The following is a 20,899-nucleotide window of genomic DNA, read 5'->3' as shown; positions in this document are numbered from 1 at the left end:
CCCGGTCCTCCTTTAGTTTTGTAGGAGCCGAACGTCTCGCTCGATCAAGCGAATGGCGGTCGTGAGCCGGGCCCCGTGCAGGCAACCCCTGCGGCACCGCTCCCCGCCCTCCGGCGTCTCGTAACCCCTTTCCGCACTCCAGGATCATCGAAGGAGTCGATTCCCCATGGCCGAGACGACCGCCCGCCGCCGAGTCCGTCACGTTTCCCGGACGAACGAGTCCGACCGCAAGAACGCCGCCGCCGCGCTCCATCGCGCCCTCGACCGCCGGGACAACGGCGGCGAGACCGGCCACTGAGCCGCCGCAGCGTCCGGAGAGCCGTAGCACCACCCACAAGCCGGGAGCCGCACCCGCACGAGGTGCGGCGCGGTCGGGCGCCCCGCGTCACGTACCGCGCCGCACCTCGAAGTGGTCGATCCGCTGCGTCCGCAGGTCGGCGCCGAAGCGAGATGGCGGCCGAACGGGTGCACGGCTGAGCCGTCCACCCGTGTGGTGGTCGCGGGGGTCGGCGCCCCGTCCGCGGTCGTCGTGCCCGATCCGCAGCAGCCGGTCAGCAGCCCGCCGGCCACCGCGCCCGCGGTCGCCAGGGCGCCCCGCCGGGGCAGCCGTGCGTGCAGGTACTCGTACTGCTCGGCCAGGGTCGTACGGCGCGGTCGTCCGCCCGCGTGTCCGCATCCCGGACGGCCAGTGTCATCCCATGGGACAAGGAGTACGGTGCCGGCATGTCTCGCAGCATCAATCTCGCAGTGATTCCCGGTGACGGCATCGGCCAGGAGGTCGTGGCCCAGGGGCTCAAGGTCCTCTCCGCCGTCCTCCCGCAGGATGTGAAGCTGGAGACCAAGGAGTACGACTTCGGCGCCCGGCGCTACCACGCCACGGGCGAGACCCTCACCGACGCCGACCTGGAGCAGCTCAAGCGGCACGACGCGATCCTGCTCGGCGCGATCGGCGACCCGTCGGTCCCCTCCGGCGTCCTGGAGCGCGGCTTCCTGCTCAAGCTCCGTTTCGCCTTCGACCACCACGTCAACCTGCGGCCCTCCAAGCTGCTCCCGGGCGTCGAGACCCCGCTCGCGGGCCAGCCCGAGATCGACTTCGTGGTGGTCCGCGAGGGCACCGAGGGCCCCTACACGGGCAACGGCGGCACCATCCGCACCGGCACCCCGCACGCGGTCGCCACCGAGGTCTCGCTGAACACCGCCTTCGGCATCGAGCGCGTCGTGCGCGACGCGTACGCCCGCGCGCAGGCCCGCCCCCGCAAGAAGCTGGCCCTCGTCCACAAGAACAACGTGCTCGTGCACGCCGGTCACCTGTGGACGGACATCTTCACCAAGGTGGGCGAGGAGTTCCCCGAGGTCACCACCGAGTACATGCACGTGGACGCGGCGACGATCTACCTCGTCACGCAGCCCGAACGCTTCGACGTGATCGTCACCGACAACCTCTTCGGCGACATCATCACCGACCTGGCCGCCGCCATCTCCGGCGGCATCGGGGTCGCCGCCTCCGGCAACATCAACCCGTCCGGCGAGTTCCCCTCGATGTTCGAGCCCGTGCACGGCTCGGCGCCCGACATCGCGGGCCAGGGCAAGGCCGACCCGTCGGCCACCGTCCTGTCGGTCGCCCTCCTGCTGCGCCACCTCGGCCACGAGGCAGAGGCGGCCCGCATCGAGGAGGCCGTCTCCGCCGACCTCGCGGAGCGCGTGGGCAAGCCCGCCCGCACCACCGACGAGATCGGCGACGCGCTCGCCGTACGAGTAGCCGGCTGACCCGCCGCGCCACTCACACCCCTGAGTCAGGCCGCCGGGTCGCATTAGCGCCCGGCGGCTTTTCCATGCCCTCGCCGGGTGTCACCATCGACCCACCCCTGGGCACACCCTGGGCCGCATTCACACCGTTTCGTCCACGACTCCCCGCTTGCGATAATCGAACGCGGAGCCGCGGTATGAGGGAATGCTCGGACGTCCTAACACTGGCCACTGCCGGTACGGGCGTGAGCGCGGCCCGTCAACACAACCGGTGAAGGACAACCACACATGACGACGCCCACGATCGAGCTGAAGCCTTCCGCAACCCCGCTCTCCGACGCCGAGCGGGAGGCGATCCTGGTCAACCCCGGCTTCGGCCGCCACTTCACCGATCACATGGTGACGATCAAGTGGACCGAGGGCCGGGGCTGGCACGACGGCCAGCTCGTCCCGTACGGCCCGCTCTCCCTCGACCCCGCGAACATGACCCTGCACTACGCGCAGGAGATCTTCGAGGGCCTCAAGGCGTACCGCCAGCCCGACGGTTCGGTCGCCACCTTCCGCCCGGAGATGAACGCCCGCCGCTTCCAGCGCTCCGCCCACCGCCTGGGGATGCCCGAGCTGCCGGTCGAGACGTTCATCGAGGCGTGCGACGTCCTCGTCCGGCAGGACCAGGCGTGGGTGCCGGCGCACGGCGGCGAGGAGTCGCTCTATCTGCGCCCGTTCATGATCGCCACCGAGGTCGGCCTCGGCGTGAAGCCGGCCAACGAGTACCTCTTCCTGGTCATCGCCTCCCCGGCGGGCGCCTACTTCGCGGGCGGCGTGCGCCCGGTCTCCATCTGGGTCTCCGAGGACCGGGTGCGCGCCGTCCCCGGCGGCATGGGCGACGCCAAGACCGGCGGCAACTACGCCGCCTCCCTGCTCGCCCAGGCCGAGGCCGCGGCCAAGGGCTGCGACCAGGTCTGCTACCTCGACGCCGTGGAGCACACGTGGGTCGAGGAGCTCGGCGGCATGAACCTGTACTTCGTGTACGGGAACAAGATCGTCACTCCGACGCTGACCGGCTCCATCCTGGAGGGCGTCACGCGTGACTCCCTGCTGACCGTCGCGCGCGACCTCGGCTACGAGGCGGAGGAGGGCCGCGTCTCCATCGACCAGTGGCAGGCCGACTCGGAGAACGGCACCCTCACCGAGGTCTTCGCCTGCGGCACCGCAGCGGTGATCACCCCGGTCGGCACGGTCAAGCGCACGGGCGCCGAGTGGAAGCAGTCGGGCGGCGAGCCGGGCGAGGTCACCCTCAGGCTCCGCGAGGCCCTTCTGGACCTCCAGCGCGGGACCCGCGAGGACACCCACGGCTGGATGCACAGGCTCGGCTAGCCGCCGCTCGCTCTCGGGCCGCTCCGGACTCCGCGTCCGGGGCGGCCCTTTTGCATGCCATGAGTTAGAGCGCCGCTCGATCACGCTCCTCCCTTTTGGAAGTCCCTCTTCCCCTTGGCGACACCTGCATTTAGAGTGACGCTCTAACCCGCGCGAGGCAAGGAGACGGCGTGAGACTGACCCCCACGGAGCGGGACCGGCTGCTGCTGTTCTCGGCCGCCGAGCTGGCCCGGGCCCGCAAGGCCCGCGGCCTCAGACTCAATGTGCCGGAGGCGACCGCCCTGATCGCCGACACGGTCTGCGAGGCGGCCCGCGACGGTGCCCGGCTCGCCGAGGCCGTCGAGCGCGCCCGCGCGGTCCTCGGCCCGGACGACGTCCTGCCGGGTGTGGCGGACGTCGTCACGGAGGTGCACGTCGAGGCCGTCTTCGACGACGGCTCGCGACTCGCGGTCGTCAGCGACCCCGTCGGGGGCGGGCTGGGGGAGCGGGCCCCGGGCGCGCTGCTGCCGGGGCCGGAGCACGGCGAGCCCGCGGCGGTGGCCCGGGTGACGGTCACCAACACCGCGACCGTGCCCGTCTCCGTCACCTCCCATTTCCACTTCTTCGAGGCCAACCCCCGGCTCGACTTCGACCGCGCCACGGCCTACGGCATGCGGCTCGCCGTGCCCGCGGGATCGTCCGTCCGCTTCGGGCCGGGAGAGAGCGTCGAGGCGCCGCTCGCGCCGATCGGCGGCGACCGGATCGCCATCGGCTTCGCCGGACTCGTCGACGGGCCGCTGGACGCGCCGGGGGCGAAGGAAGAGGCCCTGCGCCGGGCCGCCGCCTGCGGATACCTGGGAGCCGCCCGATGAACCCGTACGAGTACGCGGCCACGCACGGCCCCCGCGCCGGTGACCGCGTCCGCCTCGGCGACTCGGGACTGGTCGTGCGGATCGACTCCGACGCGCAGAAGTACGGCGACGAGTTCCTCGCCGGCTTCGGCAAGACCGCCCGGGACGGGCTGCACCTCAGGGCCGCCGCCGTACGCGAGACCTGTGACGTCGTCATCAGCAACGTGGTGGTGATCGACGCGGCGCAGGGCATCCGAAAGGTCTCGATCGGGATCCGGGAAGGCCGGATCCACGCCATCGGACGGGCCGGGAACCCCGACACGCTCGACGGGGTCGACGTCGTGGTGGGCACGGGCACGTCGATCGTGTCGGGCGAGGGCCTGATCGCCACCGCGGGCGCCGTCGACACCCATGTCCATCTGCTGTCGCCGCGCATCATGGAGGCCTCGCTGGCCTCCGGGGTGACCACGGTCATCGGCCAGGAGTTCGGTCCGGTGTGGGGCGTCGGCGTCAACTCGCCCTGGGCGCTGCGGCACGCCTTCAACGCGTTCGACGCCTGGCCGGTCAACATCGGCTTCCTGGGCCGGGGTTCGTCCTCCGATCCGGCGCCCCTGGTCGAGGCGCTGGCCGAGGGCGGCGCCTCGGGCTTCAAGGTGCACGAGGACATGGGCGCCCACACCCGGGCCCTGGACACGGCCCTGCGCGTGGCCGAGGAGCACGACGTCCAGGTCGCCCTGCACAGCGACGGACTGAACGAGTGCCTCTCCGTCGAGGACACGCTCCGGGTCCTGGAAGGACGGACCATCCACGCCTTCCACATCGAGGGCTGCGGCGGCGGTCATGTGCCCAACGTCCTGAAGATGGCGGGCGTCGCGAACGTCATCGGCTCCTCCACCAACCCGACCCTGCCCTTCGGACGGGACGCCGTCGCCGAGCACTACGGCATGATCGTCTCCGTCCACGATCTGAAGACCGATCTGCCGGGCGACGCCGCCATGGCCCGTGACCGCATCCGCGCCGGGACCATGGGCGCCGAGGACGTCCTGCACGACCTGGGCGCGATCGGCATCACCTCGTCCGACGCGCAGGGCATGGGCCGGGCGGGCGAGACCGTGCGCCGCACCCTCGCGATGGCCGGGAAGATGAAGGCCGAGCTGGGGCCCCTGGAGGGCGACGGCCCGGACGACGACAACGCCCGCGTCCTGCGCTACATCGCCAAGCTGACCATCAACCCGGCCATCGCGCACGGCCTCGCGCACGAAGTCGGTTCGATCGAGGTCGGGAAGCTGGCCGACATCGTGCTGTGGCGGCCGGAGTACTTCGGCGCCAAGCCGCAGCTCGTGCTCAAGGCCGGATTCCCGGCGTACGGCGTGGTCGGCGACCCCAACGCGGCGACCGACACCTGCGAACCCCTCGTCCTGGGGCCGCAGTTCGGCGCCCATGGCGCGACCCCCGCCGAGCTCTCCGTCGCCTTCGTCGCACGGGCCGCCGCCGAGCAGGGCGGTGACCGGATGCCGACCCGGCGCAGCAGGGTCGCCGTCCACGGCACCCGTGGCATCGGCCCCGCCGACCTGCGCCTCAACTCCCGTACCGGAGCGGTCGACGTCGACGGGCGCACCGGTCTGGTCACCCTCGACGGCGCGCCCATCCGCTCCGAGCCCGCCGACTCGGTGTCCCTGAACCGCCTGTACTTCCTCTGAGGATCCACCTGTGAACACCCCTGCCGCCGACGGCTTTCGCATGCCCGCCGAGTGGGCCCCGCACGAGCGCACCTGGATGGCGTGGCCCGGCCCCAACCCGACCTTCGGCCACCTGGACGACCTCGCCGCCTCCCGTGCGGCCTGGGCGTCCGTCGCCCGGGCGGTCCGCCGCTTCGAACCGGTCACCGTGGTCTGCGGCCCCGGCCAGTCGGCCGAGGCGCGGACCCTGCTGGGCGACGGCATCGAGACCGTCGAGCGCGATCTCGACGACGCCTGGATGCGCGACATCGGTCCCACCTTCCTCACCGACGGAAGCGAACTCGCCGCCGTGGACTGGACGTTCAACGGCTGGGGCGCCCAGGACTGGGCCCGCTGGGAGCACGACGCGAAGATCGCCGGGTATGTCGCGGACCTCGCGGGCGCGCGGACGTACGCCTCGAAGCTCGTCAACGAGGGCGGGGCGATCCACGTCGACGGCGAGGGCACGGTGCTGCTCACCGAGACCGTGCAGCTCGGCCCCGAGCGCAACCCGCACTGGACGCGGGCGGAGGTCGAGGCGGAGATCCACGCCCACCTCGGCACCCGCAAGGCGATCTGGCTGCCGCGCGGGCTGACCGGCGACTACCCTCCGTACGGCTTCGGCACCCTCGGCCATGTCGACATCGTCGCCGCCTTCGCCCGCCCCGGCGTCGTGGTCGCCCACCACCAGCCGGACCCCGCGCACCCGGACCACGAGGTGACCCGGGAGGTCATCGGGATCCTGAGGGCGCAGACGGACGCGCGCGGCCGCCGCCTGGAGGTCGTCGAGGTGCCCGCCCCGACGGCCCTGGAGGCCGACGGCCGCTGGGCCGACTACTCCTACATCAACCACTACCTGTGCAACGACGGCGTCGTGCTGTGCGGGTTCGACGACCCCCGGGACGAGATCGCAGCCGGGATCTTCCGCCGGCTGTTCCCGCGGCGCACGGTCACGCTCGTCGACGCACGCACGGTGTTCGCCGGTGGGGGAGGCATCCACTGCATCACCCAGCAGCAGCCCAAGCTCCGGTGACGGCGTCGGTCGGGTAGAACGTACGCGTGGATGTACTGCTCTGCGCCGTGCGCGGCCGGCGACCGACCGAACCCGTGCGGCTCCTCGACGAGAGGTCCCAGTACCCCGGCCGGGGCGGGCTGCCCGTCCCGGACGGACAGCGGCACGGCCCGGCGAGCGTGGCGCGCGGAACCCACGTCGTGGACTTCCTGCCGCACGGGGCACCGTACGTGCCGTGCGACGGCATGGAGAACTACGACGGGACGGTCCCGGGTGGGATGTGGATGACCGACGAGCGCGGCCGGCCCGTGTCCGCGGGGCCGCGGCAGGTCCTGCGTCCGCTCCACGTCGCGGACCTGGTCGCGTGCCCCGACCACGGCTACGAGACCCGCCTCGTCCCGGACGCCGTCCGGATGGCGGCGGAGGCCGGCGAGTGACGCGCAGGCGCAATGTCGCGCCGCCGCGCGAGGAGGTTCTCGCCGCCGCCATGCGGATGATCGCCGAACGCGGCCTGGAGAAGCTCACCATGGCGGCGCTCGGCCGTGAGGTCGGGATGAGCAGCGGCCATCTGCTCTACTACTTCCGCTCCAAGGACGAACTGCTCCTGCGGACCCTGGAGTGGAGCGAGGGCAGACTCGGGGCCGAACGCGCCCGGCTGCTCAGCCGATCGGCCCCGGCACGGGAGCGGCTCGACGCGTACGTCGACCTGTACGTACCCGACGGCCACCGCGATCCGCACTGGACGCTGTGGCTGGAGGTCTGGAACCGCTCGCAGAACGCCGACGACGACGCCCGCGACCGCCAGGCCGCCATCGAGGGCGCCTGGCACCGCGACCTGGTGGCGCTGCTCGCGCAGGGCGTGTCCCGGGGCGAGTTCCGGGACGTCGACCCGGAGCGCTTCGCCGCACGCCTGAGGGCCCTCCTCGACGGCTTCTCCATCCATGTGGCGATCGGCCTGCGCGGCACGGACCGAGAGCAAGTTCTCGGCCATGTCGGGGAGTTCCTGGACGAGTCGCTGGGGCGGCCGGGGCTCGCGGACACCTGATCGGCAGGGGCGTACCTCATCGAGCGCGCCGTGAACGCAATGACCAAAACCCGAGGCGCTCTTGTCGCACCCGCGTCGGCCCGGCACGTTACGGCCCATGGGACGAGAGCATTGGAAGAAGATCTGGATCGGCTCGGCCGGCAACATGGTGGAGTGGTACGACTGGTTCGTCTACGCCAGCTTCGCCACCTACTTCGCCGGGGCCTTCTTCCCCGACGGGAACCCCACGGCCCGACTCATGAACAGCGCGGGCATCTTCGCGGTCGGCTTCTTCATGCGCCCGGTGGGCGGCTGGCTGCTCGGCCGGGTCGGTGACCGCAAGGGCCGCAAGGCGGCGCTGACCCTCACGGTCACGTTGATGTCCGCCTCGGCGATCCTCATCGCGATCGCCCCGACGTACGCCGTCGCGGGGTACGGCGGCGCGCTCGTGCTGCTCGTCGCCCGCCTGCTGCAGGGCCTCTCGGTGGGCGGCGAGTACGCGGCAAGCGCGACCTACCTCACCGAGGCGTCCGACCCGAAGCGGCGCGGCTTCGCCTCCAGCTTCCAGTACGTCTCGATGACCGCGGGCCAGATCGTCGGCCTCGGCTTCCAGATCGTCCTCCAGCGCACGATGTCCGAGGGCGCGCTGCACAGCTACGGCTGGCGCACCCCGTTCGTCCTGGGCGCGCTCGGCGCGGCGGTCGTCTTCTATCTGCGGCGGAACATGCTGGAGACGGAGGTCTACGAGGCCGACGAGACCGGCGGTGAGGAGCGCGGCACGCTGCGCGCGCTGTGGCAGCACAAGCGGGAGGCGTTTCTGGTGATCGCCCTGACCATGGGCGGCACGGTGGCGTACTACACGTACACCACGTACCTCACCAAGTACCTGTCGAACTCGGCGGGCCTGTCCAAGCAGACCGCGACCCTCGTCTCCTTCACCGCGCTGATCGTGTTCGCCTGCCTCCAGCCGCTGGCCGGCCGCCTCTCCGACCGGATCGGCCGCCGTCCGCTGCTGGTCACCTTCGCGGTCGGCTCCACGTTCCTGACGGTGCCGATCATGACGATGCTGAAGCACGCGAGCGGCTTCTGGCCGGCGCTGGGGCTGTCGCTGGTGGCCCTGGTCGTGGTCACCGGCTACACCTCGATCAACGCCTGTGTGAAGGCGGAGCTGTTCCCGACGGGGATTCGCGCCCTGGGCGTCGCGCTGCCGTACGCCATCGCCAACGCGCTGTTCGGCGGCACGGCGGAATACATCGCGCTGTGGTTCAAGAACGCGGGCGCGGAGTCCGGCTTCTTCTGGTACGTGGCGGGCTGCGCGGCGGTGTCCCTCGTGGTCTACGTCACCATGAGGGAGACGAGGGACCTGGATCTGACGCGGATGAAGACGAGTGAGCCGTCCACCGTGACGACCGCATCCTGAGACGCCGGTGAGGCACGGGGGCGGATTGTGCCAGACTGCCCCCGTGCTCTCGTTCGCCATGATTATTGGCAGCAGGCGCGCCGGTCCGCAGTGACCGCAACGTACGACCAGGTACGGGCGGCCACCGTTGTCCTCGACCCGCGCGCAGACCTCTCGCACCCGCGAGAGGTCTTTCGTTTTCCTGGCCCACCTTCAGCCAGGAGGGGAGCGCGAGGGACCATGGGGGGACGGTGGAACCGGTCATTCCGGTAGACCGAGATCCAAAACAGGAGCCTTGACACCATGACGGAAACCAGCGAGCTCGACGACTCGTTCCACGTCTTCGACACGACGCTGCGCGACGGAGCGCAGCGCGAGGGCATCAACCTCACCGTCGCGGACAAGCTGGCCATCGCACGGCACCTGGACGACTTCGGTGTCGGCTTCATCGAGGGCGGCTGGCCCGGCGCCAACCCGCGGGACACCGAGTTCTTCGCCCGCGCCCAGCAGGAGATCGACTTCCGGCACGCCCAGCTGGTCGCCTTCGGCGCGACCCGCCGTGCCGGTGCCAAGGCGGCGGAGGACCCGCAGGTCAGGGCGCTGCTGGAGTCGGGCGCGCCGGTGATCACCCTGGTCGCGAAGTCCCATGACCGCCATGTCGAGATGGCGCTGCGCACGACGCTGGACGAGAACCTGGAGATGATCCGCGACACGGTGTCGTACCTGCGGTCCGAGAACCGCCGGGTCTTCGTCGACTGCGAGCACTTCTTCGACGGCTACCGGGCGAACCCGGAGTACGCGAAGTCGGTGGTGCGTACGGCCGCGGAGGCGGGCGCGGACGTGGTCATCCTCTGCGACACCAACGGCGGCATGCTGCCGGCACAGGTCCACGCGGTCGTGTCGACGGTCCTGGCCGACACGGGCGCCCGCCTGGGCATCCACGCGCAGGACGACACGGGCTGCGCGGTCGCCAACACCCTGGCCGCGGTGGACGCGGGCGCCACGCACGTGCAGTGCACGGCGAACGGTTACGGCGAGCGGGTGGGCAACGCGAACCTCTTCCCGGTGGTGGCGGCCCTGGAGCTGAAGTACGGCAAGAAGGTGCTGCCCGAGGGCCGCCTCCGCGAGATGACGCGCATCTCGCACGCCATCGCGGAGGTGGTGAACCTCACTCCCTCCACGCACCAGCCGTACGTCGGGGTGTCCGCCTTCGCCCACAAGGCCGGTCTGCACGCGTCGGCCATCAAGGTCGACCCGGACCTGTACCAGCACATCGACCCGGAGCTGGTCGGCAACACCATGCGGATGCTGGTCTCCGACATGGCGGGCCGGGCGTCGGTGGAGCTCAAGGGCCGGGAACTGGGCGTGGACCTCGGCGACGACCGGGAGCTGGTCGGCCGGGTCGTGGAGCGCGTGAAGGAACGCGAACTCAAGGGCTACACCTACGAGGCGGCGGACGCGAGCTTCGAACTCCTCCTGCGCGAGGAGGTGGCGGGCCGCCCCCTGCGCTACTTCCGCACGGAGTCCTGGCGGGCGATCGTGGAGGACCGCCCCGACGGCACCCACGCCAACGAGGCGACGGTCAAGCTCTGGGCGAAGAGCGAGCGCATCGTGGCCACGGCGGAGGGCAACGGCCCGGTGAACGCGCTGGACCGCGCTCTGCGGGTCGCCCTGGAGAAGATCTATCCCGAGCTCGCCGCCCTTGAGCTGGTCGACTACAAGGTCCGCATCCTGGAGGGCAAGCACGGCACGCAGTCCACGACCCGCGTGCTGATCTCCACGTCGGACGGCAAGGGCGAGTGGTCCACGGTCGGCGTCGCGGAGAACGTGATCGCGGCCTCGTGGCAGGCGCTGGAGGATGCGTACGCGTACGGGTTGCTGCGCGCGGGCGTGGAACCGGCGGAGTAGGCCACGCAAGCGCCGGACGGGCTGGATCTGCGGCCCGTCCGGCGTCCACGCACCCCGGCGTGGGTTACTGCAGGTGCCACTTCTGGTTCGACGCCCCCGTGCACGACCAGATCTGCGCCCGCGCCCCGTTCGCCGACGAGTTGTCGGTCACGTCCAGGCACTTGTTCGCGGCGAGGTTGACCACATCACCCGTCGAAGCGTTGTACGACCACTGCTGGGCCCCGGTCCCGTTGCAGTCGTACAGCTGCACCTTCGCCCCGTCGGCGGTCGACGCGGACGTCACGTCCAGGCACTTGCCCAGTGCCTGGACCGAACCGTCCGCCTGCACGGTCCACCGCTGCGCGGCCGAGCCGTTGCAGTCGTACAGCTGAACGGCCGTTCCGTTGGCGTTCGACCCTCCGGCCACGTCGAGGCACTTGCCCGCGAGCCCCACGAAGGCCCCCGACTGGCTGCCGCCTCCCAACTGCGCACCCGACCATGTGAACGTCGCCGATGTCTTCCCGGGCAGCGAGTACGTCGCATGCTGCGCACCCCAGTTGATCGTCACGGTCTTCGCCGTGGCCGCGTCGTTGTACGCGATCAGAGCCTTGGAGCCATCCGGATTCCGCCACGCCACGTTCGGCAACGCCGAGCTCGCCGTCGAGGCGATCCGCTGAGCTCCCGGCCGTACGAACTTCGTCAGATGGCCCATCGTGTAGTACTCGACCGTGTAGTCGACCGTCCCGCTCGCCCCGTCCCCATTGTGGACGGTGATCAGCCCGGTGCAGGTGCCGCAACCACCGTTGTGCGGACCCATGTTCTGGTCCACCGCCAGCGACCACTTCGTCACCGACTTCGCCCAGTTCCGCGTGTAGTCGACGATGTTGAGCATGTCCTCGCGCTGTTGGTTGGCGATCCAGGTGCCGCCGGAGTGCTCCGTGCCGAACGCGTCCAGCTGCGGATACTGGTTGTGGACGGTCGTCTGCTTGGTCACGTCACCGCCGTACCCGTGCCAGGCGATCCCCCCGAAGTTCGGGTGCGAACGGACCGCCGCGTCGTCCACCGTCTGCGCCGCGTACCCGTCGTAGGTGTCCCAGTTCCAGTCGTGCGCCAGCACCTTCGTCGTCAGCCCCGCCGCCTGCAGCTTCGGCAGCAGCTCGGACTTCGTGAAGTACGCGAGCCCGGAGGCGTTCCAGCTCATCGACGGATAGCCCGAACAGCACGTCGGCTCGTTCTGGGCCGTGACGTAGGAGACGGGGACGCCCTGGTCCCGGTATGCCTGAAGGTACTTCACGAAGTACGACGCGTACGCCCCGTAGTCCTCCGCCTTCAGCCAGCCCCCGTTGAGCTGCCCGCTGTCCTTCATCCAGGCCGGCGCCGTCCACGGCGTGGCCATCACCGTCAGCGACGGGTTGAGCTGGAGCGCCTGCCGCGTCAGCGGCACCACGTCCGCCAGGTCGTGCGCGATCGAGAACCGCGACAGACCGGGGTCCGTCTGACCCGCCGGAACGTCGTCGTACGTGTACCCGTAGCGCGCCAGGTCCGAGGCGCCCATCGGATTGCGCAGGAACGACAGCCCGATCCCGTCCGTCGGCGAGAACAGCTTGCGCATCGTCGCGTCCCGCGTCGCCTGGGAGAGCGCCCCGCTGCTGTTCATGAGCCAGGCCGCGGTGTCCGTGAAGGACGCCCCGCCGCCGGTGAAGGTCTGGTAGCGGGTGTTCTCGTCCACGGTGATGTTCTCGCCGCCGCCACCGGTCCCCGTCTGGAACGCGAACGGTGTCTGCGCCTGGAGTCCGCGCACGACATGGCGTCCGCCGGAGTCGTCGGTCGTGGTCAGCCAGGCGGTGACCTGCTCACCGGCGGCGTGCGCGGGCATGGTGCTCGCGGCGGTCAGTCCAGCCGTACTCAGCAGTCCGGCGAGAAGTACGCGAACCGCGCGCAACGATCTACTCATGGTGCGCCGCCCTTTCGGGGGGTGGGAGATGAGGGGGCGTGCGAGGCGTGAGTAAATGACGGCTCCGTGACGGCGTCAAGAGGGTGTGCGTTCAGTTTCCGAATGGAGAACGTCCCTGATCCGGCCGGGACTTGAGTCTGTACCTGTTCTGACGTGAAGTCTTGACGGCTTCGCGGGGCCCCAGTTAACTCACGGCGTGATCTAAGTCGTGAGCCCACATCCGTGGACTACGAGAGCCAAAGGGAAGGTCCATGCGAAGAACCGCCCTGCTCGCCTCCGCCGCCCTGCTCACCGCCCTGCTCCCGCTCACCGCCGCCGGCACCGCGTCCGGTGCGGGCGACCCGGCCCCCGTCCCGGTAGACCGGTTCGAGGGCGAGGTGCCCTTCGCGAACCAGCCCGCCGACGGGATCTTCACCTGGGGCAGCAACACCCACGACCAGCCCACGTTGCAGCTCACCGACCGCGCGGACGCCCCCGAGGGCGCCAAGGTCCTCACCGGGACCTACGACATCAGCGGCTACGGCGGCTTCACCCACGACTTCGCCGCGGACCGGCCCGGCCACGACTGGTCCGCCCACAAGGGCATCCGCTTCTGGTGGGACGGCCAGAACAACGGCAAGAAGATCGCCTTCGAGATCAAGGACGGCGGCGCGAACGGCGAGGCCTCGGAGCTGTGGACGACGTCCTTCACCGACGACTTCACCGGCTGGAAGCAGATCCAGATCCCCTTCGCCGACTTCACCTATCGCACGGACTACCAGCCCGTCGGCGGCATCGACCACGTCCTGGGCCTCACCCAGATGTGGGGATACGCCGTCACGCTCCCCGTAGGCGTCAAGGGGCACTTCGCCATGGACGACGTCGAGCTGTACGGCAAGGCCGACCAGTCCCTGCGGGCCTCCGTCACCACGGACTCCGCCGTCTACCCGGTCAAGGAGGGCGGCACGGCACAGGTGAAGGTCTCCGTGGCCACCACCGGCGCCGCCCCCATCGACGAGCCCGTCACCGTCACCTACGAGACGGCCGGCGGCAGCGCCGAGCCCGGCACCGACTACACCCCGCTCAGGGGGACCCTCACCTTCCCGGCCGGGACGGCCTCCGGCAGCACACGGACGATCCAGGTGCCCACCCTCGGGGGCAGGGCCGCCGAGCCCGCCGAGACCATCCCGCTGAAGCTGACCGTCACCGGCGCCAAGGCCCCCGCCGAGACCCCCCAGGTCGTCATCGACGCGCACGGGCTGCCGTACCTCGACAGCAGGTTGCCGGTCGACAAGCGCGTCGCGGACCTGCTGTCCCGTATGTCCCTGGAGGAGAAGGCCGGTCAGATGACCCAGGCCGAGCGCGCCGCCCTCACCTCACAGGGCGACATCGCGACCTACGCCCTGGGCTCGCTCCTGTCCGGCGGTGGCTCCACCCCGACGCCCAACACGCCCGAGGCATGGGCGAAGATGATCGACTCCTTCCAGCTCCGGGCCCGGGCGACCCGGTTCCAGATCCCGCTGATCTACGGCGTCGACGCGGTGCACGGCCACAACAACCTCGCCGGAGCCACGGTCATGCCGCACAACATCGGCATCGGCGCGACGCGGGACTCCCGACTGGCCGAGAGGACCGGCGCGGTGACGGCCAGTGAGGTGCGCGCCACCGGCATCCCCTGGGACTTCGCGCCCTGCCTGTGCGTCTCGCGCGACGAACGCTGGGGCCGCAGCTACGAGTCCTTCGGCGAGGACCCGGCGCTCGTCCAGTCCATGGAGACGATCATCCAGGGCCTCCAGGGGCGCGCGGACGGCAAGGACCTGAGCCGCTCCGACAAGGTCCTCGCCACCGCCAAGCACTTCGTCGGCGACGGCGGCACCGGGTACGGCTCGTCCACGACCGGCACCTACACCATCGACCAGGGCGTCACCAAGGTCACCCGGCAGCAGTTGGAGGCCGTCCATCTGGCGCCGTTCGCGACGGCGGTCGACCGCGGCGTCGGCTCGGTCATGCCGTCGTACTCGTCGCTCGACGTCCTCGGTGACGGCCGGGGGCCGGTGAAGATGCACGCCCGCGCCGACATGATCAACGGCGTGCTCAAGGGGCGTATGGGCTTCGACGGCTTCGTCATCAGCGACTGGGCGGCCATCGACCAGCTCGGCGGCGACTACGCGTCCGACGTCCGTACGTCCGTCAACGCCGGCCTGGACATGATCATGGTTCCGTACAAGTACAAGGACTTCACCTCGACGCTCATCGCCGAGGTGAAGGCGGGCCGCATCAGTGAGCGGCGCGTCGACGACGCGGTCTCCCGCATCCTGACGCAGAAGTTCAGGCTCGGCCTCTTCGAGCACCCGTACGCCGACACGAGCGGTGCCTCGCGGATCGGTTCCGCCGCGCACCGGGCCGTGGCCCGCCAGGCCGCCGCCGAGTCGCAGGTGCTGCTGAAGAACGCGAGCGGCGTGCTGCCGCTGAAGCGGAACCAGAAGGTGTACGTCGCCGGATCCAACGCCGACGACCTGGGCAACCAGACCGGCGGCTGGACCCTCACCTGGCAGGGCTCCTCCGGCGCCCACACCCAGGGCACGACGATCCTCCAGGGGATGCGCAAGGCCGCCCCGGACGCGACCATCACCTACTCCAAGGAAGCCTCGGCGCCCACCTCCGGCTATGACGTCGGCGTGGTCGTCGTCGGCGAGACCCCGTACGCCGAGGGCGTCGGCGACGTCGGCAACGGCCACGACCTCCAGCTGTCGGCCGCCGACAAGGCCGCCGTGGACAAGGTGTGCGGCGCCATGAAGTGCGCGGTGCTCATCGTCTCCGGACGTCCACAGCTCGTCGGCGACCGGCTCGGCGCCATCGATGCCCTCGTGGCCTCCTGGCTGCCGGGCACCGAGGGCGACGGCGTGGCCGACGTCCTCTACGGCAGGCGTCCGTTCAGCGGGCAGCTCCCCGTCACCTGGCCGAAGTCGCAGGACCAGCTGCCGATCAACGTCGGCGACGCGTCGTACGATCCGCAGTTCCCCTACGGCTGGGGGCTGACCACGCTCACCAAGGTCCCCCAGGGCGGTGCGGCGACGCTGAAGGCGCTGTCGCTCGCGGCGGCCGTGGCCGAGAGGACGGGCTCCGCGCGGGCGGGACACGAGATCGTCACCAAGGCGCGGCTGATCGTCCAGCAGAAGGTGGGATCCCGGATCACGGCGGCGGTCGCGGGGCCGTTCGCAGACGCGGACCATCTGCTGCTGACCGGGAAGTACGCGGAGGCGGTGGCCAAGCTGACGGAGGCGTACCGGGCGGCGTGACGGCTCGGGGCTCCCGAGGCGAAAGCTCCCGGCGGGCGGTGCGGCGCACGGCGCGTACCGCCCGCCGGGCACGTCCGGCGGCCTCGCCCTCGCCGCCCCACCGGCTCGGTGAACCTCCGCTCCGGGCGGGCGAAGAGCATCGGCCCCGGGCGGGCGAAACCTCTCACCGGGTCCGGCGGAACGGCTTGCGATGCGTTCGGGTAGCTTCGAGGTATGAAGACCGCGCTGGTCCGAGGACTCGCCGTACCCTTGGTCGCCCTGCTCATGGCGGCCCTGACCGTTCTGTCCGTCGGCGCGTCCGGTGCCCACGCGGCGACCAGCGTCTCGGCCATCGCCGAGGCGCTGCGCAAGGGCCCGGTCTACGTCGATCCGGCGGCCGCCGGACAACTGTCCAAGCGGGACGCGGACGCCCTGGCCAAGAAGATCGAGGACGCCGGCAAACCGGTCTTCATCGTGGTGCTGCCCGCCGACTACCCCACGCGGAACCTGTTCTCCGATGTGCGCACGGCCACCGGTGTCACCGGCCTGTACGCGGTCCGCCTCGGTGACCGCTTCGACGCCCGGGCCGACTCCTCGGTCCTGCCCCGCACCGCCGTCCAGAACCTGGTCACCAGCGTGCAGGGCGAGAGCGCCAAGGCCCAGCTGAACGACTTCACCGACCGTGCCCTCGTCAGCGTCCGCGGTCACGCCCCGTCGAGCTGGGGCGGCGCGGGCGGCGGTCGCGGGGTCTCGTCCACCGCGCTGATCACGGCCGGCGTGGTGCTCGTGCTGGGCGGCGTGGGCGCCTACACGCTCGTACGACGCAACAGGCGCCGCCGCGAGCAGGAGCAGCAGGCCGCGCTGGAGAAGCTGCGGGTCGTGGTGGACGAGGACATCACCGCCTTCGGTGAGGAGCTGGACCGCCTCGACTTCCGTCCGTCGGAGCCGGGCGCGGACGAGGCGATGCGCGCCGACTACGAACGTGCGCTGGACGCGTACGAGCAGGCGAAGTCCTTCATGGCGGCCGCGCGGCGCCCCGAGGACGTCAAGGCCGTGACCCAGGCCCTGGAGGACGGCCGCTTCTCGCTGGCGCGGCTCGCCGCCCGCCGGGAGGGCCGCCCGCTGCCCGAGCGCCGGGCGCCGTGCTTCTTCGACCCGCGTCATGGCCCGTCCGTCGCCGACGCGACCTGGACGCCCCCGGGCGGCAGCCCGCGCGAGGTGCCGGTCTGTGCCGCGGATCAGGCCCGGCTGGCCGACGGCCGCGACCCCATGATCCGCGAGGTGGACACGGAGTACGGCCGCCGCCCGTACTGGGAGGCGGGCCCGGCCTACGGCCCCTGGGCGGGCGGTTACTTCGGCGGTGGCATCCTGCCCGGCCTGCTGGTGGGCACCCTGCTCGGCAGCATGATGGCCACCCCGTCGTACGCGGCCGACTACGGCACCGGCTACGGCGACTTCGGCGGCTTCGAGGGCGGCGACGTGTCCGGTGCCGACTTCGACCCCGGCGACTTCGGCGGCGGCTTCGGCGACGGCGGGGGAGGGGACTTCGGGGGAGGCGGCGGAGACTTCGGCGGAGGGTTCTGACCCTTCTGCGGGTCGTCCGCGCGGGGAACGGGCGTGCGGCGCCTGTGTGAGGGCACACCCAGGTCGGCGAGCCGCTCCATGAGCGCTCCCGCGAGTGCGAGCACCCCGCGTTCCGTCTCGTCGAGCGCGAGCACCCCGCGTTCCGTCTCGTCGAGCGAGGCGAGGGCACCGGCCGGCCAGAGCTCGCCGCCGGGGCGGATGCGGCCGGAAGGGTCGCCGCGGTCGCGGCGGACGGGCGGTGGGCAGCGGCGTACGAGTCCAAGCTCAGGGCGCGCACCCCGAAGGCGCGAGCCGCCCGGCTGGAGGTGGCGATCAGCCGGCCTGCGGCAGGGGGCACCGCGGTCCGCGAAGCCTGAGCGCGGATGAGCTGCGGTCGCGCCGAGCGCCCGCCCTCCGGGTACGGGGAGTGGAGGGCGGGCGCGCTCAGGGGGTGCGAGCGGGGGCCCGCGTGGTGGGCCGGCGGCTCACGCCTGCCGGGCTCAGGCCTGCTTGATCGCCGAGATGTCGAAGACCAGCTTGATCTTGTCCGAGACCAGCACGCCACCCGTCTCCAGCGCCGCGTTCCAGGTCAGGCCCCACTCCGAGCGCAGGATCTCCGCCTTGCCCTCGAAGCCGACGCGCTCGTTGCCGAACGGGTCCTTGGCGGCGCCGTTGAACTCCAGGTCGATGGTGATCGGCTTGGTGGTGCCGAGGATCGTGAGGTCGCCGGTGATCCGGTAGTCGTCGCCGCCCATTACCTCCGCCTTGGTGGAGCGGAACGTCATCACCGGGTGCTCGTCGGTCTTGAAGAAGTCCGAGCTGCGCAGGTGGTTGTCACGGTCGGCCGAACCCGTGTCGATGCTGTCCATCGTGATGTCGAGCGACGCCGTGGACTTGGACGGGTCCGAGCCGTCCAGGTGCAGCGTGCCCTCGATTTCCTGGAAGCCGCCCTTCACGTTCGTGACCATGGCGTGGCGTGCCACGAAACCGATCGTGGTGTGCGCCGGGTCCACCGTGTAGTCGCCGGTGAGCGCGGCGAGGTCGGGGTTGACCGAGGCGGCCGGGGCGGTGGCGGTCTCGATGGTGGTGTTCTTGCGGCCGAAGATGCCCATGACGTGCTCCTTTGGGGGACGGTTTCGCGGACTCCGGCGGAGGCCACGACGCTGAAGCTGTTTAATGTTCAACGAGCTCAACACGAGTGACGGTAGACTTATTCCATTCAAGTTTCAACATCATCGGCAACCGTCAACGTGCCGGAAGCGGGTACGGCGGACGCCGCCGTTCGAGGTTCGGTGTCACTCCGGGGATGGCATGTGCCACCCTCGATGTGAGGAGGCTCTCCTCCGGGCGCTTTGTGGGACACCTACAAGGTCAAGGGCCCCTCAACAGTCACATCGGCTGCAACCGAGTGGGATTCTGTTCAGGGGTACCAGGAAAACGGGCCGGAGACTGTACAGAGTCGACGGCCCGCTTTCCTTGGTGGACTTCGTAAGGTCGCTACATGACCGTTTTGGACGAGGCTGTGGATTCCGGGAGCGAGCCCAAGGACGCGCGCGGGCGAGTCGCCGAACTGCACGAGATCCGTGCGCAGGCGCTGGCCGGCCCCAGCGAGAAGGCGACCGAGGCGCAGCACGCCAAGGGCAAGCTGACCGCCCGGGAGCGCATCGAACTGCTCCTGGACCCGGGGTCCTTCCAGGAGGTCGAGCAGCTGCGCCGGCACCGGGCGACCGGGTTCGGCCTGGAGGCCAAGAAGCCGTACACCGACGGTGTGATCACCGGCTGGGGCACGGTGGAGGGCCGCACGGTCTTCGTCTACGCCCATGACTTCCGCATCTTCGGCGGCGCGCTGGGCGAGGCCCACGCCACCAAGATCCACAAGATCATGGACATGGCCATCGCGGCCGGTGCGCCGCTGGTGTCCCTGAACGACGGCGCGGGAGCCCGTATCCAGGAAGGCGTCAGCGCGCTCTCGGGCTACGGCGGCATCTTCCAGCGCAACACGAGGGCGTCCGGCGTCATCCCGCAGATCAGCGTGATGCTCGGCCCGTGCGCGGGCGGCGCGGCCTACAGCCCCGCCCTGACGGACTTCGTCTTCATGGTCCGCGAGACGTCCCAGATGTTCATCACCGGCCCGGACGTGGTCAAGGCCGTGACCGGCGAGGAGATCAGCCAGAACGGGCTGGGCGGCGCCGATGTGCACGCCGAGACCTCGGGCGTGTGCCACTTCGCCTACGACGACGAGGAGACGTGCATCGCCGAGGTGCGCTACCTCCTCTCGCTCCTTCCGCAGAACAACCGGGAGAACCCGCCGCGGGTCGAGTGCACGGACGCGGTGGACCGGCGCAGCGACTCCCTGCTGGACCTGGTCCCGGCGGACGGCAACCGGCCGTACGACATGGCCAAGGTCATCGAGGAGATCGTCGACGACGGCGAGTACCTGGAGGTCCACGAGCGCTGGGCGCGCAACATCATCTGCGCGCTGGCCCGTCTGGACGGCCAGGTGGTGGGCATCATCGCCAACCAGCCGCAGACCCTCGCCGGGGTACTGGACATCGAGGCGTCGGAAAAAGCTGCGCGATTTGTCCAGATGTGTGACGCTTTTAACATCCCGTTGGTGACCTTCCTGGACGTCCCCGGGTTCCTGCCCGGAGTCGACCAGGAGCACGGCGGGATCATCCGTCACGGCGCGAAGCTGCTGTACGCCTACTGCAACGCGACCGTGCCGCGGATCTCGCTGATCCTGCGCAAGGCGTACGGAGGTGCGTACATCGTGATGGACAGCCAGTCCATCGGGGCGGACCTCACCTACGCCTGGCCGACCAACGAGATCGCCGTGATGGGTGCCGAGGGCGCGGCCAACGTCATCTTCCGCCGTCAGATCTCCGGCGCGGAGGACCCCGAGGCCATGCGGGCGCGGATGGTCAAGGAGTACAAGTCCGAGCTGATGCACCCGTACTACGCGGCGGAGCGAGGCCTGGTGGACGACGTCATCGACCCCGCACAGACGCGTGAGGTCCTGATCAAGTCCCTCGCGATGCTGCAGTCCAAGCACGCGGACCTGCCCTCCCGTAAGCACGGCAACCCGCCGCAGTAACCGGGCGGACCCACCGCGGCAACCCCGCGGACCCCTCT

Annotated in this window: 15 protein-coding genes; 13 read left to right on the top strand and 2 right to left on the bottom strand. The window is 70.7% G+C overall.

The window, feature by feature from the left end; all coding sequences use genetic code 11:
* Nucleotides 1–166: 166 nt before the first annotated feature.
* The 10 genes from ASC56_RS42840 to cimA all read left to right on the top strand — a co-directional run bounded on the left by ASC56_RS42840 (nucleotide 167) and on the right by cimA (nucleotide 11,014).
* On the top strand, nucleotides 167–298 hold the full coding sequence (locus ASC56_RS42840; protein WP_107309334.1) for a hypothetical protein: 132 nt from the start codon (nucleotides 167–169) through the stop codon (nucleotides 296–298).
* A gap of 425 nt (nucleotides 299–723) precedes the next feature.
* The gene (locus ASC56_RS23900) at nucleotides 724–1,767 is read left to right on the top strand and encodes a 3-isopropylmalate dehydrogenase (RefSeq protein ID WP_055493561.1); all 1,044 of its coding nucleotides are present in this window, start codon (nucleotides 724–726) and stop codon (nucleotides 1,765–1,767) included.
* A 267-nt stretch (nucleotides 1,768–2,034) separates the two neighbouring features.
* On the top strand, nucleotides 2,035–3,123 hold the full coding sequence (locus tag ASC56_RS23895) for a branched-chain amino acid aminotransferase (RefSeq protein WP_055493560.1): 1,089 nt from the start codon (nucleotides 2,035–2,037) through the stop codon (nucleotides 3,121–3,123).
* 170 nt (nucleotides 3,124–3,293) lie between these two features.
* The gene (gene ureA, locus ASC56_RS23890) at nucleotides 3,294–3,974 is read left to right on the top strand and encodes an urease subunit gamma (protein WP_055493559.1); all 681 of its coding nucleotides are present in this window, start codon (nucleotides 3,294–3,296) and stop codon (nucleotides 3,972–3,974) included.
* Nucleotides 3,971–5,653, top strand: coding sequence for an urease subunit alpha (locus tag ASC56_RS23885; protein ID WP_055493558.1), 1,683 nt, complete (start codon nucleotides 3,971–3,973; stop codon nucleotides 5,651–5,653). The genes ureA and ASC56_RS23885 overlap by 4 nt, the downstream gene beginning before the upstream one ends.
* A 10-nt stretch (nucleotides 5,654–5,663) precedes the next feature.
* Nucleotides 5,664–6,704 (top strand): agmatine/peptidylarginine deiminase, encoded by a 1,041-nt coding sequence (locus ASC56_RS23880; protein ID WP_055493557.1) that lies wholly within the window; start codon nucleotides 5,664–5,666, stop codon nucleotides 6,702–6,704.
* Nucleotides 6,705–6,730: 26 nt separating this feature from the next.
* Nucleotides 6,731–7,120, top strand: coding sequence for a hypothetical protein (locus ASC56_RS23875; protein ID WP_055493556.1), 390 nt, complete (start codon nucleotides 6,731–6,733; stop codon nucleotides 7,118–7,120).
* A 50-nt stretch (nucleotides 7,121–7,170) separates the two neighbouring features.
* The gene (locus ASC56_RS23870) at nucleotides 7,171–7,728 is read left to right on the top strand and encodes a TetR/AcrR family transcriptional regulator (protein WP_055493649.1); all 558 of its coding nucleotides are present in this window, start codon (nucleotides 7,171–7,173) and stop codon (nucleotides 7,726–7,728) included.
* Nucleotides 7,729–7,825: 97 nt separating this feature from the next.
* Complete coding sequence (locus ASC56_RS23865; RefSeq protein ID WP_055493555.1) at nucleotides 7,826–9,127, top strand: MFS transporter; 1,302 nt, start codon at nucleotides 7,826–7,828, stop codon at nucleotides 9,125–9,127.
* 282 nt (nucleotides 9,128–9,409) lie between these two features.
* A complete protein-coding gene (cimA, locus tag ASC56_RS23860; protein ID WP_055493554.1) occupies nucleotides 9,410–11,014 on the top strand; it encodes a citramalate synthase in 1,605 nt (534 codons plus the stop codon).
* Nucleotides 11,015–11,078: 64 nt separating this feature from the next.
* Here the strand turns inward: cimA and ASC56_RS23855 are convergent, their stop codons facing one another.
* Nucleotides 11,079–12,947, bottom strand: coding sequence for a lectin (locus tag ASC56_RS23855; protein ID WP_055493553.1), 1,869 nt, complete (start codon nucleotides 12,945–12,947; stop codon nucleotides 11,079–11,081).
* 251 nt (nucleotides 12,948–13,198) lie between these two features.
* On the opposite strand from ASC56_RS23855, the gene ASC56_RS23850 reads away from it, so the two are divergent.
* Both ASC56_RS23850 and ASC56_RS23845 read left to right on the top strand, forming a co-directional pair.
* On the top strand, nucleotides 13,199–16,225 hold the full coding sequence (locus tag ASC56_RS23850; RefSeq protein ID WP_055493552.1) for a glycoside hydrolase family 3 N-terminal domain-containing protein: 3,027 nt from the start codon (nucleotides 13,199–13,201) through the stop codon (nucleotides 16,223–16,225).
* A 213-nt stretch (nucleotides 16,226–16,438) separates the two neighbouring features.
* Nucleotides 16,439–17,788: a hypothetical protein gene (locus ASC56_RS23845; RefSeq protein WP_055493551.1), complete on the top strand. Its 1,350-nt coding sequence runs from the start codon at nucleotides 16,439–16,441 to the stop codon at nucleotides 17,786–17,788.
* A gap of 479 nt (nucleotides 17,789–18,267) precedes the next feature.
* Here ASC56_RS23845 and ASC56_RS23840 read toward each other — a convergent pair whose 3' ends face one another.
* Nucleotides 18,268–18,879, bottom strand: coding sequence for a YceI family protein (locus tag ASC56_RS23840; protein ID WP_055493550.1), 612 nt, complete (start codon nucleotides 18,877–18,879; stop codon nucleotides 18,268–18,270).
* 389 nt (nucleotides 18,880–19,268) lie between these two features.
* Here ASC56_RS23840 and ASC56_RS23835 point away from each other — a divergent pair, with 389 nt between their 5' ends.
* Nucleotides 19,269–20,861, top strand: a complete 1,593-nt coding sequence (locus ASC56_RS23835; protein WP_055493549.1) for an acyl-CoA carboxylase subunit beta — start codon at nucleotides 19,269–19,271, stop codon at nucleotides 20,859–20,861.
* The last annotated feature ends 38 nt before the right edge of the window (nucleotides 20,862–20,899 follow it).

This window comes from Streptomyces sp. TP-A0356 (assembly GCF_001417775.1).
Taxonomy (GTDB): domain Bacteria; phylum Actinomycetota; class Actinomycetes; order Streptomycetales; family Streptomycetaceae; genus Streptomyces.
The sequence above is the reverse complement of the archived record's forward strand: the minus strand, read 5'-3'. Positions and strand labels throughout refer to the sequence as shown.

Coding starts and splice junctions, on each gene's coding strand:
- ASC56_RS23850 (WP_055493552.1), top strand. CDS start 13,199: ATGCGAAGAACCGCCCTGCTCGCCTCCGCCGCCCTGCTCACCGCCCTG.
- ASC56_RS23840 (WP_055493550.1), bottom strand. CDS start 18,879: ATGGGCATCTTCGGCCGCAAGAACACCACCATCGAGACCGCCACCGCC.
- ASC56_RS23870 (WP_055493649.1), top strand. CDS start 7,171: ATGCGGATGATCGCCGAACGCGGCCTGGAGAAGCTCACCATGGCGGCG.
- ASC56_RS23865 (WP_055493555.1), top strand. CDS start 7,826: ATGGGACGAGAGCATTGGAAGAAGATCTGGATCGGCTCGGCCGGCAAC.
- ASC56_RS23845 (WP_055493551.1), top strand. CDS start 16,439: ATGAAGACCGCGCTGGTCCGAGGACTCGCCGTACCCTTGGTCGCCCTG.
- ASC56_RS23855 (WP_055493553.1), bottom strand. CDS start 12,947: ATGAGTAGATCGTTGCGCGCGGTTCGCGTACTTCTCGCCGGACTGCTG.
- ASC56_RS23835 (WP_055493549.1), top strand. CDS start 19,269: ATGACCGTTTTGGACGAGGCTGTGGATTCCGGGAGCGAGCCCAAGGAC.
- ASC56_RS23900 (WP_055493561.1), top strand. CDS start 724: ATGTCTCGCAGCATCAATCTCGCAGTGATTCCCGGTGACGGCATCGGC.
- ASC56_RS23885 (WP_055493558.1), top strand. CDS start 3,971: ATGAACCCGTACGAGTACGCGGCCACGCACGGCCCCCGCGCCGGTGAC.
- ASC56_RS23895 (WP_055493560.1), top strand. CDS start 2,035: ATGACGACGCCCACGATCGAGCTGAAGCCTTCCGCAACCCCGCTCTCC.
- cimA (WP_055493554.1), top strand. CDS start 9,410: ATGACGGAAACCAGCGAGCTCGACGACTCGTTCCACGTCTTCGACACG.
- ASC56_RS42840 (WP_107309334.1), top strand. CDS start 167: ATGGCCGAGACGACCGCCCGCCGCCGAGTCCGTCACGTTTCCCGGACG.